The organism is Coleofasciculus sp. C1-SOL-03 (genome assembly GCF_040220555.1).
Classification (GTDB): Bacteria; Cyanobacteriota; Cyanobacteriia; order Cyanobacteriales; family Coleofasciculaceae; genus Coleofasciculus.
Window position 1 is genome coordinate 1 of sequence record NZ_JAVJUO010000112.1, and the last position, 14,793, is coordinate 14,793.

A 14,793-nucleotide genomic window follows, 5' to 3' on the forward strand; every position below is an offset into this window, starting at 1 on the left:
GGGTTCCTCGCTGCTCATCAGTGTCAATTTAAGGCTGAAATTCTGACGTAATCAGAGATCCCCCCTAACCCCCCTTAAACAGGGGGGAAGCAGAAATTCCCGAAACAGGGGGAAAGCAGAAATTATTCAAAGTCCCCCTTAGCAAGGGGAATTTAGGGGGATCTAAACTTTGATCGCTAGTCAGTTCAGTTAATTCTTGAAATTAAGTTGCCTTCTACCTTGTCTCAATTTGCCCTCTCCCACAACCGTTGAATTTCCGTTAACACTTGCTTATCCGGGGGTGGAATCACACGTCCTGGTGGATTGATCTCAGCACCAGGAATAGTCTGAGACCAAGGACTATTGGGAACGGTTTGTAAATCGACTGTATTATTAACCGGACGGAAACCGTACTGCACGAACACTTCCTGTTGGGGCGGTTGAATTAGAAACTCTAAAAATTGTTGGGCAGCTTTTGCCTGACGTTCACTCACATTGCGCCGCACAATTGCTGCGGTGGACACGGTTTCAATCGTGGGATCAAGGTAATAAATTTGGTAGGGTTTGCCTTGATTTGCGGCTGATTGCTGCCAACGATAAAGGGCAATACTTTCATACACAGTCGCCACATCTGCATCATTCGGACCCCGACTGATAAATTCTTGTAGTAATATGTCAGTTGAACGGGGCGGCTGATAGACGGAACGCTTAATTAAACTAAATAAGGAATTAATTTCAGGATTGTTTAATCCAGCGTTGCTGAGTGGGCGTCTGCCTAATTTAGACTGCGCCCATAGTCCTAACGTTACCTGACCACTATTAGAACGGGTAGGATCGGTAATTACAAAATCAAAACTACCCCAATCGTTATTCCCGCCAATGTCTCCCCAGTTTCCGGCTTCCATGGCTTGTTCAACCCGTTGCCATTGGAAACGCCCGTTGGGAAACAGAATAGTGCCACGTTGAGTCCAAGCCACACCCACAAGGATCGTTTTGGCAATGGGTTGAGGCGTATTGTAGAACGGTTCACCATTCTGTTGCGCCTGTGTGCGATCGCCTAATTCCTGTACAATCTCATTACTGGCGGGAATGAGTACCGTAGGCTGGAAGTCGTTCTGGTTATCAATGTAGTTATTGACCATATCCTGGGAACCTTGAAACTTGAGTTCTAACTCGATTCCCGGATTTTCTTCTTCAAATCTGGGTTCTAGGGTTTGCAAAGGTTCAGCTAGTTCAGTTCCACTAACCACGATAACAGTCTGGTTGAATCCAGGTAAGGGGGCATAAGTTAAACCTAAAGATACCAGGATAATGCCAATGGAGGTTAACAGCCGGGTTGGGTTTTGAGATTGACGAGTTTGGGTTGCCATTGTTCTAGGGAGAAGGAATTGCTAGTACCGCTACGCGGCAGTAAAAAGTCAAAAGTCAAACCTTTGTTTTCATACCACGTCTATCACCAATCAATTGTAGGGGCGGGTTTAGCCTCTCAGGTAAGCTGGTCACCAATACCTGATCAACAAAACCCGCCCTTATTCTGTCGGGAGAATTTTGGTCGCTAAGGTGGCGATTTACCCGATCAATCGGGCTACTGTATCGGTTTTCTAAGAAATGCATGGTTTGAGTATTATGTCAAATATGTCTACTGGACTGGTGTACTTAGATTATTGGGTTACCAATAGATCGAAACTCTCTTCTAAACTGTGAAGTTCTTCACTCAAGGAACGGAGTTCCCTGGCTTGTTCGGAGTCATTTAAATCAGCCGTTCTGAGTTTATTTTGGAGTTGCTGCAACACCCCAGCGGCATCAGCAATCATAGTAGAAAGACTGGTAACTTGGGCTTGACGCGCATCTTGTCCCTGACGCGCTAACTGGAGATTACGCTGCAAGCTTTCGGTGAGTTTGTTCAGTTGATCTTTAGCAACACCACTGGCTTGGGTTTGTTTGTGATTGACCTGTTCGAGTTGCTGTTGTAAATCACTGACGGATAATAGGGAATCAGCCCCCTGAAAGCGTCGAGACAACTGGTCAACTTTAGCAGGCAATTCAGAGGCGCGATCGCACGCATACTGAACGGCGGCGAGTAACTCGACTTCTAAGCCATCGCTTAAGAGTTTAGTGGCTTCTGATCGTAATATCTCTGCTTTCCCTGCTAATGTCTGGGCTTGTTGTTTGACCAATTGCAGTTCCCGCGCCAGTTCCGGGTTGTCTAGATTCAACGTTTCTGGTTCTTTGGATTTGAGTGCGATCGCACCGCCTGTAGCAATAACGGCGGCAAATGGTAACATGACCACACTGGGTAAGTTCACCAGGCGAACGCCGACAACAAGAACAATTCCGCCAGCGAGTACAGCTAAAGGGTAGTTAAGTGGATTTGCCAGTTTCATAAGGTTTGAGTTTTGAGTATGTAGGCTTCTGTCAAGGGAATCTGTTGGTAGGGGCGGGTTTAGGGACTAATGTTGATTGTTTTCCCTAGGTTGGCTACAAAACCCGCCCTTTACTTACGTTTGTCGGGACAGGTTTTACCAATAACATTCAGGAGAAAACCCCTAACTTAACTCGGCGCGTCTGTATTAAAGCCGAGAACGACTTGACAAATGACCAATTAGAATTCAACCTGTAAATCATCCATAACCGTCGCAATCGTTTCTGGATCTCCTTTACGGTAATAGCCTGCATTCAGGTCAGCAATTGCCTTCAGCGCCTCCGGATCAAAATCACCTTCCCTGCCATAACCAATGGTAAAAAAGGCAATTCGCTCATCACTATTAAACCCACTTTTTTGCAATTCTTGTTCCAGTTGATTTAGATTAATCTGAGAACCCGAATCTTCCCCATCGGTGAGAATCAGCACCGCATTAATCGCATCCGGACGCGGATTGTCTTGCAACCAGTTACGGGCATAAAGTGCCGCATCATAAAGTTTAGTCCCTCCACCCGCTTCGAGACCACTAATAAACTGCAAACCGCGATTCTGTCCAGCATCAGTTCCTTCGACTAAAACAGGTTCACGAATTTCATCATCAAAATCAATTAGGGCAATTTTATCTTTAGACCCTAAACTTTTAATGTAGTTCTGCAATGTCTGTTGGACAGCAGGTAACTTATTACCCCTCATTGAACCCGACGTATCCACCACCACAACCACTTGGGAGGGTTTCTTTGCCACCTCTTGCCAGGAGGTTAACATTGCTTCAACAACTTCAGGTTGCGGGGGGCGATAGGAATCGTATTTCGCTTGGGGGTTAACGCCAAACTCTGGGATAAACTTCGGTCCTAAAGCGACACCTGGGGTTCCTGGGCGCAAACCGAGTTCCGTGGCAATTTGTTGGGCTTCAGGCGATTGTAAATAAGTAACAACCTTCTCGGCGGCGACTTTTTCCTCCTCACTCACCCAAGGCGCATTGGGGATAATCGCCCGCATATTTGAGGTAAAGGTGGCGTTAGGATAAACGGCTTGGTAACGGGGTTGATTGGGTTGGGGGTTAGCATTTGCCGCAATCACCGAAGACTCATAGACTGAACCCACAGACGCCCAAAAGGGTCCATTTTGCACCATGGCTTCGGCGAGTGAATCGGTGGAAACGCCATACCGAGTAATTTTGCTTTGGATTTGCTGGACTTGCGATTCATACGTCTTAACATCTTCCACCGTTAACTCTTGCGGACGCTTCCCCGAAACTGATGCATATTGGGCGACTAAGGTTTGTAAGCCTGAATTAGAACGGGTGGGGGCGGTATGGACGTAGTGAACGGCTAAGGGGGGACTAGCGGGGTCGATATCTTGATGGGTTTCAGCCGTGACTAGGGCTTTGAACGGATTAGCTGTGTTCTTCAATCCTGTGGCGACATCCTCCTGTGCCATAAAGACCATGGGACTATTTGCCAGCAGGGGGGAGTCGGTAATTTCCGGGATGTAGTTTTGTCCAGGAAATAGCTGATTCATCCGGTAGATTAGCTGGCTTTGGTAAATCTCGCCATCCACAGAAACCAAGGTGGGCAATTCCGCAGACTCGGCGTCTAGGGTGCCATTTTTGAGTTGTTCGGCTTGAGAAACCAGGCGGGTGACGATATCACCACTCCCCATCGGTTCACAGGTGAGGCGGATGGCGGTGCCGTTATCAAGTTGGGGTTGTTGTTGATTGAATTGTTCCGCCGCTTGGTTACAGAAGTCTCCCAAGGCGCTACCTGCGAGGAATTTAACCGTTAAACCACTGAAGTTGTCTGGATTCGTGTTACTCCCGTTACAGGCGCTAAGGAGTAGAAGGCTGAGGACAGCCGTGAGGTGAGTAATGAGTGGGCAAGGTTGCAGATGCATAGAAGCCTCTACATCAATAACTGGATATCATAACTCTAGTTTAGGAGCGATCGGTGTCTATTTTTGAATATTGGCGGTGTTCAATTGCCTAAGGTAGAAAATATCATTGAAGTATACGAGATTACATTTCGAGAGCTGGAGAGTTTGGCTTCAGCCAAAGATCATGCGGGGTTGAATCTATGAAACGCTCTACCGATAAACAAACCACAATTAATGTTTGTTCTACCATACACTGTCCCTTTTTCGAGAGTCAATGTTCTGCATCTGAACGTTGCCCCAAGTATTACGAATCCTGTCACTGTCATCTAGCCAGTGTGTTCGCTTTTCATTCGGATGGACATTGGTTGTTTACCGCCAGTGAACATGAACTGCGCCATATCCAACAGGTGAACGATAGCTGGATTACTTCCCATCCTGCTATCGTAGGGCAACCTGAGGATAGGCAAGACAGTAAACTGAAACCAACCAATCAGTCTTCTCCCCAGTGCGACTATCCCCATATTGAGAATGATGCATTCTCAAATTCTTCGGAAATGACTCAGATAGTCTCTCCAATCAGTATTAGCCTACTTGATTCTATTGAATTTGAGGAGTATTGAATTTGAGGAGTCTGAAAATACTGGAGCAGCTTCGTAAGTTCTACTTAGGGGCTGCTGAATAAGTCTTGTGGTGGGGATCGGGAATAGGGAATAGGGAATAGGGAATAGGGAAAATGTGGTGCGTCGCAAACTTGTCATAGATTTGTTACCAGCCTGTCACATACAGGGATTATGCTGATATAGAGGAGTTGAGATTCCTTTCGGTAATGAACGACATAGCCTTCCAAGTTATCTTGGGAGGCATTCCTTATAAGGATAAGATTACTGAATTATTTAGATTATCAATGGACAATTAATAATTGATAATTGACAATTGATTAATTGGGTCTAAGACCATTTTGCTCGCTACCCAATTCCAAAACTAGAGAAAACATCATCAAAAAAGCCCCCCACTACCGCAAGGGGCTTTTGAACTATCCAATTTCCCAGTAACTGATTACAGCTTCGTCCCACAAACTGGGCAGAAATGATTCGTGGTGGGATTCTGAGTCCCACAGTTACTGCAATCAACCACCTCAGCCACCTGTTCTTGCTGACGGCGTTCTGGCAATCCGATCATTTGGGCATTACTCTTACCCGGTGCAACCATCGGATAACAATTCTCATTCTTGGTGACGCGGACATCCAACAACACCGGACCATCATACGCTAACATTTCGGCGATCACGTCCTTAAGTTCATCGCGATGTTTCACCACCATGCCCTTGACCCCATAAGCTTGGCACAGAATCACAAAATCCGGCATTCCTATTTCCATATTCGAGGACGAATACCGCTGTCCAAAAAACGCCTCTTGCCACTGGCGCACCATGCCTTGCCAGCCATTGTTAATGATCACAGTCTTGACATTAATGCCATACTGTGCAAGCGTCCCTAGCTCCTGAATATTCATTTGTACCGAAGCATCACCCGCCACACAAACCACTTGCTGATCCGGTAGGGCAACCTTCACGCCCATAGCCGCAGGAACCCCGTACCCCATTGTGCCTAAACCAGCACTGGAAATCCAACGGCGCGGTCCGGTCTTCAGAAATTGCGCTGCCCACATCTGATGCTGACCTACATCCGTGGTGTAATAAGCATCTGGGGCTTGCCGATCCAACTCCACAATCACCGCTTGCGGCGAAATCGTATCGGGATACTGGGGCGCTTCTAAGGGATACTCTTGACGCCAACGCTGAATCCGCTTCAGCCATGCCTGAGTTTGGTTCGGATCAGCCGGAATTTCCTGTTCCTCGTAGCGCCGTAATAACTTAGCCAGCACCTGCTGCACATCGCCGACAATTGGCACTTGGGGGGCGCGGTTTTTGCCCACTTCCGCTGGGTCAATATCGATATGAATCACCTTAGCATGGCAAGCAAACTGATCCAGCTTCCCGGTAACGCGATCGTCAAACCGCGCACCAACGGCAATCAGTAAATCACATTCACTCACAGCAAAATTAGCATAAGCCGTGCCATGCATTCCCAACATTCCCACCGACAACGGATGAGATTCATCAAACGCCCCTTTCCCCATCAGCGTTGTCGTGACCGGAATTTGGAACGTTTCTGCCAATTGCTTGACTTGATCATGGGCATTCGCTGTAATCGCACCACCGCCGACATAGAGCAACGGTTGCTGCGACTGACGGATCAGATGCAACGCCTGATTAATTTGTCGGGGATTTCCCTTAACTGTAGGACGATACCCTGTCAACTTAACCATACCTGGGTCAACGGGCGTATAGTCAAATTCTTCTAGTCCCACATCCTTGGGTACATCAATTAAAACCGGACCTGGACGACCAGTATTGGCAATGTGGAAGGCTTCAGCAACAATCCACGCCATATCACGAGGATCACGCACCACATAAGAATGTTTGACAATCGGCAGCGTAATGCCAAAAATATCCGTTTCCTGGAACGCATCCGAACCAATCGCCGCCCGTGTCACCTGTCCGGTAACCACCACCAAGGGAATCGAATCCATGTGGGCGGTAGCAATCCCTGTAACTAAGTTTGTCGCCCCAGGACCTGATGTCGCAAAACAGACACCCACTTTCCCTGTCGCCCGGGCATATCCATCCGCCGCATGAGCCGCACCCTGTTCATGGCGAACCAAGAAATGCTGCATTTCCCCGCGTTCTTCCCACTGATACAGTTCATCGTAGATTGGCAAGATTGCACCACCGGGATAGCCAAAAATATGGTCAACCCCATGACGCTTCAGACTATCCATCAGGGCGTAAGCACCCGTGCGACGGGTAACGGTTTTTTGTTTGACTTCTTTTTTAGAGATACTTTGGTAACGCACCAGATACCCTCACTAAATGATTAACGGTTTTTCTAAGAGTTTTGTATATCCTGACAATAGGTTCACCAGACCTATGGTAGATCTTTAATTGACATCCTCCCTCGCCGGAGACGAGGGATTCCTAAACCTCACGATTTAGGTTTCTGCTTCTTTCCCCTTCGACTAGCGAGAGAGGTTTTTCGCAACTGCCCCTTGGACTTATGCCCATCAGGTCTTATGTTCGCTCCACAGACTATCACCGCAAGCCCTGCGGCGAGAATATTATTTGCGGCATTAATGTCTCGGTCATGGTGGGTTCCACACTCTGGACAATCCCATTCCCTGACATCAAGCGGCAATTTATCAACAATGTGACCACAGTGTCCACAGCGCTTAGAACTGGGAAACCATCGGTCAATCTTAACCAGTGTCCGACCGTACCACTGGCACTTGTATTCCAACTGACGAACCAGTTCACTCCAGCTTGCATCAGCAATCGTTTGAGCCAACTTATGGTTTTTCATCATGTTCTTCACCGCCAAATCTTCGACAACAATCGTTTGATTTTCGCGTACCAGTCGAGTCGTCAGCTTGTGAAGGAAATCTTGGCGAGCGTCGGTAATTTGGGCGTGGATTTGGGCAACCTGCTGCCGAGCTTTCTCCCTATTGTTCGAGCCTTTAACCTTGCGAGACAACGCTTTTTGAGCTTGCCTCAACTTGTGTCTCAGTCGCTTAAAATGCTTCGGATTAACAATCTTTTCCCCATCGCTGGTTGCAATCAAGGAGGTAATACCTGCATCAATCCCAATCGCTTTATCAAGTTGAGATAGCAGTTTGACAGTATGATCCTCAACCAACAGAGAGATAAACCATCGCCCAGAAGCATCCAACCTTACTGTAACCGTAGAGGGTTCACAGTTTTCTGGAAGGGTACGACTCCAGCGAATTGACAGAGGTTCACAACATTTTGCCAACCACAATTGCCCATCCTTCCACTTAAAGGCAGAACGAGTAAACTCAGCACTACCACCATTCCGCAACTTTAAGAAGTTGGGGTATTTAGCACGACCTGCCCAGAAATTGGTAAACGCTTTTTGCAAGTTCCTCAATCCCTGCTGCAATGGTACACAGCTCACTTCATTAAGAAATTGCAAGTCTTCTTGCTTTTTCCAATCTGTCAGCATAGCGGATGTCTGTTTGTAGTCAATCCGCTCTTGCCTTTCATACCAGCCTTCAGTTCGGGTGTGCAACGCCAAGTTGTAGACCAACCGAACACAACCCAACGTGCGGCGCAAGAGTTGTTCTTGTTCCGGCGTTGGGTAAAAGCGGTATCGGTAGGCGCGTTGAGTCATGCCTCACATTCTATCACATTCCCTGTAAAAACTGTAAACGGTAACCGGAGGCGCGGCTTTCCTCCCGTCGCAAAAAGCGAGGGTCTCCAGCCGCTTGCGAAAGATGAGCAAATAATCTATGAGTTTAAAACAAATCTGGGATCACTGTCTAGTTGTCATTCGTCATTCGTCATTTGTCATTTGTTATTCGTCCTTGGCTCCCCCAGCTCCCAGACGTGCCATGGCACGTCTCTACACAGCTCCCCCTACTAATGACTCGATTCAATCCCCCTCTGCTGTAACTGCTGCATGAAAAATTCCTCCAGAGAGGAACGTGCTAGGGTAATCTCGATTAATTGCGCTCCCATCAGGCGCAGACTGGCAATAAATTCTTGGGGTTCACCTTTGAGTTCACCGTACCAGCGATCGTCCTCGAATGCCAGTTCCTTAACCCAGCGTTGAAGAATGTCGATGTTACCGCCTTTCCCACGAACTTGGTAATGAGTCGCTACACCCAACAGTTCATCCAGTGTGCCAACACAAATTAACTCTCCCTGTGCCAGAATCGCAATGCGATCGCATATCTTCTCCACATCGGATAAAACGTGGCTATTGAAGAAAATGGTTTTTCCTTGCTGCTTGAGTGAGAGAATAATTTCTCGGATCTGATAGCGTCCCATGGGATCGAGTCCCGACATCGGCTCATCCAGAAACACCACATCGGGGTCGTTGATCAGGGCTTGTGCCATACCGATGCGCTGTAGCATTCCCTTAGAATACTGTCGTAACTGCTTCTTTTTCGCCGCCGCCTTCGATAATCCAACTAATTCCAGCAATTGGGGAATGCGTTGACGTTGACGACTTTTGGAGATTTGAAACAATCCAGCGGTCAGTTGCAAGAATTCCCAACCTGTCAGATAGTCGTAGAAATAGGGATTTTCCGGCAAATACCCAATTCGCTGCTTCACCCGGCGATCGCCAATGGGTTTTCCCATCAACCAACCCCGTCCAGAGGTGGGACGGACAATCCCCAGTAAAATTTTCAATAGCGTCGTTTTACCTGCTCCATTCGGACCAAGCAAGCCAAATGTCTCTCCCGGATCAACGGAGAGAGAACAATTTTTCAGTGATTCAATTTTTTGATTCAGCCAAAAGCCAGTGCGATAGACTTTCCTTAGCTCAGAAGTCGCGACAACTGGACTCTGGTCAAGGGTCGTCAATGCCCCGGGCAAATCAGCAGTCGAATCCATTCGCTGTTAATTGAATTACATAATTGACAGTTCTATCGTTATAACTGTATCAGTATATTGCTGTTTCTGGTACACGGCGTAGGCATTAATTGAATGTTTTCTTCCCCTGCTTCCAGACGTGCCATGGCTCCCCTGCTTCTAAGCCAAAGTCATCCAGATTGAAGGCTGTGCCGAAAACCAAGTGATTGGCATCAAAGCTATCGGCAAATTCATAACGTCTTGTCCGGAATTCGCTTTCACCAGACTTAAGTACCGACACGCTAAATCCCTCTGGCGCATCTGGATTTCCTGATTCATAGATGACAAAATCATCCCCTGCCAAATTGGGTAATAGCCAAGGAAGACAGGTAGACCAGTAGACAAGGAAGAGTGAGAACGAAAAATCGGGCGTTTCGGCTTTTAGAAGTGAGGTTGACCGAACCGAATTCTGTACGGTTTTCCCCCCTTGTCTTCTTTCCTTCCTTGTCCTCCTTGTCTTGTCCCAACCCTAAAATAAAAAACCTACACCTGTCAGCTCTCCCCCACGCCTTTACCGACGCATTGCCGTGGACTGACTCTGAGAATGTTGAGCAACTTGCTGGGCAACTTTAGGATCATACAGCCGTAAATAATTCCAATAGTTACCAAACACCTGCTTGACATAATCTCTGGTTTCATCAAAGGGAATGGATTCGACAAACTCATCTGGATCACCAGCACTTTCTCGTTGCAGCCATTTTGATAAATTTCCTTGACCCGCGTTGTAACTGGCGATCGCGAGTAAGGAGTTGTCGTTATAAGACTGGTGAACTTGTCGTAGAAACCAGGTTCCCAGTTTGATGTTATCGTCGGGATTTTCCAGAGAATAATCCTCCACATCAATATTTTCTGCCGCCCACTCCCCGGTACTGGGCATCATTTGCATTAAACCAACAGCACCAGCGCCGGAACGAATATCGGGTTCAAAGCGAGATTCTTGGCGAATCAGGGCAGTCACCAATAGAGGATTGAGTTCCCGCTTTTGGGAATAGGTGGCAATTTTGTCTGAGAACGGAAAGGGATAGAGCGCTTGCCAGTAGGTTAATTTTTCCCGTAAGTCTTGGTACTGCGCTTGTTCTTTCGGGTTCTCCGGATCTTCTAGGCTGGCAAGGGTGGAAATGCCACTCAGGTAATCTCCCATTGCCAACTGTACCAGACCATCAGTAAACTGTTCAGCAACGGTGGGTTCTAGGCGGTTTTGGAATTCAGCTTTCCACAGCATCCAAGCCTCTTGGTCTTGACCGAGTAAATACAGTTCCTTGAGGGCGGCTGAACCTACGGGTAACAGAGGTCGGGTTTTCGGCAGAACCAGTTTCGGATCAAGTTGACGGACGGTTTTAAAGTCGCCCACATCCCAACCTAGCTGCACAGCCGAACGCCATGCATAGTAGGACTGAGGGTGGTTGGTAATCACCTGCTCAAATGCGGTTTGGGCATCCTGTCGGTGTCCCAATTCCCTTGCCCATTTGCCCACCCAAAAGCCGGCTTGACGTGCGATGAAGCGATGGGGATTTTCCGTGGTAATCGGTTTTGCCCATTCCCACGCTGCCTCGACATTGCCAGATTCAGCGTGCGATCGCGCCACTTGCCAGCGGTAGGCGGCGGCGGCGTCAGATTCACCATAGTCATCAATCAATTGTTTTCGGGCGTCCTCGGCGGCTTGATCACTTCCCAGGCGTTCCAGAGTTTCCGCTTTGACCAAAAGGGCTTCCCCGGCGCGTTCCGGGAAGCGTTCCACAACTTCGTCTAGATAGGGAACTGCCTCAATATCCGGTTGCAGTTGCGCCAGTTCAATCAGGGCGGCGGGTGTTTCCTCGGCGTCGGGAAAATCACGCACCATCTGTTTGTATGCCCGCTTAGCGTCCGCGTACTGCTGGGCAAATTTTAGCGCTCTGGCGACTAAATAGGCATTATTGGATGTTTCGGGCGCTTGGGCATAAGCGGCGCTAGCTTGTCCATATTTGCGATCTCGCCAGTAGCCCACTGCGATCACCTGCCAATCCTCGGGTTGAATCAGAGGTTTACCCTCAGAGTTCACTGCCCTACCGTAGTTTCCTACCAATTGGTCTAGGATTAGAGTAATCTCTGGGGTAATCTCTGGGGTATCAAAGGCATAGTGAGCCAATAGCAGCATCAACTCCGGTTGATTAGGATCGTCCTGGAGACGTTGCTGTGCTAACTCCAGAATCAGTGGATGAGAGGGATAGTTAGCGACAGCTTTCTCCCAGTATTGGGGATCACCAACCGGGGGTTCATAAAGCTGCTGGATTTTCTCCCACCAATCCGGATTGGCTGATAATGACTGGATCTCGGTGTCCTGATAGGGGGAATCCTCAGAGAAAAGAGCATGAAGCGCATACGCTGCAACCGGCTGCTCCGCGTAGTGTTGCAGCAGGGTTTGCCATTCCGTGAGGGCTTTAGTTTTCTCCCCAATCTGTTCGTAAGCTTGGGCGCGTTTCACCGCGATATAGCCACCGAGTACAGGATAGTCCAACTCCAATCCCTCTAACCAGCGCAGCGCTTCTTTGCCCTTGTCTTGGGCGATTAAATCCGCTGCCAAAAGATAACGCGCCCGCGATTTATCAATGGAATCTTTTCCTTGGGCGATCGCCTCAAGTTTGGCTTGGCGCTGGTTCGCGGGTAAGGACGCGAGTCGCAAAACCGCCGTGTCGCTCTGTTTTCCTGGGTTAAAGGAATTATGCTGCACAAATGGCAGCCGGATGGTCAATTGACCCAGACCCCTGGTATACTTTCCACCTATCAGCGTTCCTCCCCAAATTAGACCTGCGAGTCCGACTCCAGCGACTAGAGCGATTTGTCGTCTTCGTTGTCTACGCCTTGAACGGCTGTGGGGGGCGAAAATCTCGCGTCTTTTACTCATAGAACCTCCTGGTGACGCACATCTATCTTAGATCTGGTTAAACTCATTCCCCGCCAAATCAGGGAAATTTCAGGTTCAGGGTTCATGGCTAACCCATGATTAACGATGAACTCTAAACAAGGCGGCAAGTGGCTTTCCCTCCCTCTGACAGGAGGTAGGCTTCCCGCTGCTTTTTGTCAAGATCGGCAGAACACGATGGCATTGCCCAGTTTGATTGTAAGTTTATCTTTTGCTCAAGTGGGAAAGTTTCCCGAACCGTTTCCGGATGGGGATTAGCGTTTCGGTCGTTTTTTCAGACCCAATCGTCGAACGATATACTGACGCTGCACCCGATCAAATTTGGTTTTCCTTGTGATCTTCCATTCTTCAATATAAGCGCCCACCAGACAAGCCCCAATTAGATCAGTGCCATCTAAAAGGGTGTTTTTTAACGTCGCCCCTTTTAAGTTAGCTGACTGCAAATTGGCGTAGCTGAGATCGCTATTGACGAAACTCGCCGCCACTAAATTCGCCCCCCGCAGATTGATTTCGGGCAAGGGCAGATTGTCAAAATTTTCCTCTTGTCCTTCACCCGTCACCACTAATCGCCGGATTTTGGGGTGATCTAGATAGGTTGTTCCCATACGGGACAGTTCCAGTTTTTTGGCTTGAAACCAACAAGTGCGTGTCACCTTTGCTTGTCTAAAATTGGTGCTTTTGAGCAGTGCTTGGGTGAAATCCGCTTCCGTTAAATCGGCACCCTGAAAATTTGTCCCCCCAATCGTGGCAAAGGCAACCGCCACCCGACGAATGAAGGCGTAGTTTTTATCCCCGATTAAGGCTCGCCAGCTTACATAAGCCGAAAGTCCAGCCACACCGACTGCTACAATCACCGCCACCGTTGCAGCGCTCGTTGCTGCTGCTACCGATGCTCCAGCCGTGACGACAACCACAGAACCGGCGGCGGCGACAACACCAGCTCCGGCGGCGACGACGGCGACAGCACTAGCAGTGGCGACAGCTCCAGCGGCGGCTCCGGCGGCGACAACTGCCATCGCCATAGCAGCGGCAACCGCTCCAGCACTGCCAGCGACTAAGGTTACCGCTACCGCTGTGGCTCCGGTTAAAACTGCCACCATTGCCGCCACCACAATCGCTACGACCCAAACCCCTAACGCCATAATCAGCCCTTGACGGATGGTCAGGCTGACAAAAACCCCCAAAGCGATGAGAATAAACGCACCGGCTAAGATTTCGATCAGGTTCTGACTAATCAGCGCCGCGCCCGTGATCACACCCGCCAAGGCGGAAACAAAACCGGATAGGGTGGAAAGAAATAAAGCCACCAGCAATAGAATCATTGCCCAGTGTTGTTGCAATCCCGCTTGGCAATAGCTAAAATTAGCCCCAGTCAAGATAGCATGGCTAAAATCTGCGCCTCGGATGTCAGTGTGGCTGAAATTAGCACCCGCCAAGTCAGTTCTACCTCGAAACGAGCGACCTTGCAGATTTTGACCGGAGTAGTCCTGAGCCATCATAACCTCCGAACGGATGGGGCAACCATAAAACGATAGGTGTTGGTGGGATCGAATTATTGCCTTGTCGCAACAGTCCGACTTGACCAACTCTTATGCTGTAGGATAAAACATTTAGTGGAACAATTGAACTAAAATAGCGACGGTATAGTCTCTTAGATTAGCCACCAGATGGTATGAATCAAAAGATTTTTTGCTCTCGGCTTTCTATTTTTGGTTTTCTGTTTTTCCTAATCAGCAATTTATAATTACCCATCACCCTTTATCAATGAATCGTTCAAAAATTGTGGCAATTATTACTGGAGCCATTTCCATAATTCTGGCACTGGCGTATCTTCTGTTGGTTCAGCTTTTGGACTTTCGCGGAGAAATGGTTCCCGCCCCGGTGAGTCAGTTACCACAGGGTTTTCAAGTGATGAATTCTGAATTCTCTTTTCCCCATTTCCGGTTCTATGACGAATAACAAATGACCAATGACCAATTTAATAAGTAGTCGGACAAAAGAAAACAGCACGCCTACGCTTGTTTGGTAAACAAGCCTCAAACCCTTACAAAGGACGTAGCTTGCTTCTCGCTTGCGCGAATTCTCCACCGTTCACGTTAATTGTGTACATCTACTTAGGGCTTGCTG

12 protein-coding genes are annotated in these 14,793 nt (G+C 48.3%); 3 read left to right on the plus strand and 9 right to left on the minus strand.

The window, feature by feature from the left end; translation table 11 throughout:
• Positions 1–224: 224 nt before the first annotated feature.
• The 3 genes from RIE73_RS18055 to RIE73_RS18065 all read right to left on the minus strand — a co-directional run bounded on the left by RIE73_RS18055 (position 225) and on the right by RIE73_RS18065 (position 4,294).
• Positions 225–1,349, minus strand: a complete 1,125-nt coding sequence (locus RIE73_RS18055; RefSeq protein ID WP_446402491.1) for a substrate-binding domain-containing protein — start codon at positions 1,347–1,349, stop codon at positions 225–227.
• A 291-nt stretch (positions 1,350–1,640) separates the two neighbouring features.
• Complete coding sequence (locus RIE73_RS18060) at positions 1,641–2,363, minus strand: hypothetical protein (RefSeq protein ID WP_446402492.1); 723 nt, start codon at positions 2,361–2,363, stop codon at positions 1,641–1,643.
• 218 nt (positions 2,364–2,581) lie between these two features.
• Positions 2,582–4,294, minus strand: coding sequence for an extracellular solute-binding protein (locus tag RIE73_RS18065; protein ID WP_446402493.1), 1,713 nt, complete (start codon positions 4,292–4,294; stop codon positions 2,582–2,584).
• A 179-nt stretch (positions 4,295–4,473) separates the two neighbouring features.
• On the opposite strand from RIE73_RS18065, the gene RIE73_RS18070 reads away from it, so the two are divergent.
• Positions 4,474–4,893, plus strand: a complete 420-nt coding sequence (locus RIE73_RS18070; RefSeq protein ID WP_446402494.1) for a hypothetical protein — start codon at positions 4,474–4,476, stop codon at positions 4,891–4,893.
• Positions 4,894–5,329: 436 nt separating this feature from the next.
• Here RIE73_RS18070 and ilvB read toward each other — a convergent pair whose 3' ends face one another.
• The 5 genes from ilvB to RIE73_RS18095 form a co-directional block, all read right to left on the minus strand.
• Positions 5,330–7,189: a biosynthetic-type acetolactate synthase large subunit gene (gene ilvB, locus RIE73_RS18075; protein WP_446402495.1), complete on the minus strand. Its 1,860-nt coding sequence runs from the start codon at positions 7,187–7,189 to the stop codon at positions 5,330–5,332.
• Positions 7,190–7,317: 128 nt separating this feature from the next.
• Positions 7,318–8,520: an RNA-guided endonuclease InsQ/TnpB family protein gene (locus RIE73_RS18080; RefSeq protein ID WP_446402496.1), complete on the minus strand. Its 1,203-nt coding sequence runs from the start codon at positions 8,518–8,520 to the stop codon at positions 7,318–7,320.
• Between the two features lie 248 nt (positions 8,521–8,768).
• Complete coding sequence (locus tag RIE73_RS18085; RefSeq protein WP_446402497.1) at positions 8,769–9,749, minus strand: ABC transporter ATP-binding protein; 981 nt, start codon at positions 9,747–9,749, stop codon at positions 8,769–8,771.
• 85 nt (positions 9,750–9,834) lie between these two features.
• Complete coding sequence (locus tag RIE73_RS18090) at positions 9,835–10,071, minus strand: hypothetical protein (protein WP_446402498.1); 237 nt, start codon at positions 10,069–10,071, stop codon at positions 9,835–9,837.
• 207 nt (positions 10,072–10,278) lie between these two features.
• Positions 10,279–12,648, minus strand: coding sequence for a transglycosylase SLT domain-containing protein (locus tag RIE73_RS18095; protein ID WP_446402499.1), 2,370 nt, complete (start codon positions 12,646–12,648; stop codon positions 10,279–10,281).
• 105 nt (positions 12,649–12,753) lie between these two features.
• Between RIE73_RS18095 and RIE73_RS18100 the strand changes: the two genes are divergently transcribed.
• A complete protein-coding gene (locus RIE73_RS18100; RefSeq protein ID WP_446402500.1) occupies positions 12,754–12,924 on the plus strand; it encodes a hypothetical protein in 171 nt (56 codons plus the stop codon).
• Here the strand turns inward: RIE73_RS18100 and RIE73_RS18105 are convergent.
• Complete coding sequence (locus RIE73_RS18105; RefSeq protein WP_446402501.1) at positions 12,921–14,165, minus strand: pentapeptide repeat-containing protein; 1,245 nt, start codon at positions 14,163–14,165, stop codon at positions 12,921–12,923. The genes RIE73_RS18100 and RIE73_RS18105 overlap by 4 nt on opposite strands.
• A gap of 265 nt (positions 14,166–14,430) precedes the next feature.
• Between RIE73_RS18105 and RIE73_RS18110 the strand changes: the two genes are divergently transcribed.
• On the plus strand, positions 14,431–14,625 hold the full coding sequence (locus RIE73_RS18110) for a hypothetical protein (protein WP_446402502.1): 195 nt from the start codon (positions 14,431–14,433) through the stop codon (positions 14,623–14,625).
• Positions 14,626–14,793: the final 168 nt, after the last annotated feature.

Bases quoted from the DNA above. Each gene is read 5' to 3' on its own strand.
- RIE73_RS18055 (WP_446402491.1), bottom strand. From the start codon at position 1,349: ATGGCAACCCAAACTCGTCAATCTCAAAACCCAACCCGGCTGTTAACC.
- RIE73_RS18060 (WP_446402492.1), bottom strand. From the start codon at position 2,363: ATGAAACTGGCAAATCCACTTAACTACCCTTTAGCTGTACTCGCTGGC.
- RIE73_RS18065 (WP_446402493.1), bottom strand. From the start codon at position 4,294: ATGCATCTGCAACCTTGCCCACTCATTACTCACCTCACGGCTGTCCTC.
- RIE73_RS18070 (WP_446402494.1), top strand. From the start codon at position 4,474: ATGAAACGCTCTACCGATAAACAAACCACAATTAATGTTTGTTCTACC.
- RIE73_RS18080 (WP_446402496.1), bottom strand. From the start codon at position 8,520: ATGACTCAACGCGCCTACCGATACCGCTTTTACCCAACGCCGGAACAA.
- RIE73_RS18085 (WP_446402497.1), bottom strand. From the start codon at position 9,749: ATGGATTCGACTGCTGATTTGCCCGGGGCATTGACGACCCTTGACCAG.
- RIE73_RS18095 (WP_446402499.1), bottom strand. From the start codon at position 12,648: ATGAGTAAAAGACGCGAGATTTTCGCCCCCCACAGCCGTTCAAGGCGT.
- RIE73_RS18100 (WP_446402500.1), top strand. From the start codon at position 12,754: ATGAACTCTAAACAAGGCGGCAAGTGGCTTTCCCTCCCTCTGACAGGA.
- RIE73_RS18105 (WP_446402501.1), bottom strand. From the start codon at position 14,165: ATGATGGCTCAGGACTACTCCGGTCAAAATCTGCAAGGTCGCTCGTTT.
- RIE73_RS18110 (WP_446402502.1), top strand. From the start codon at position 14,431: ATGAATCGTTCAAAAATTGTGGCAATTATTACTGGAGCCATTTCCATA.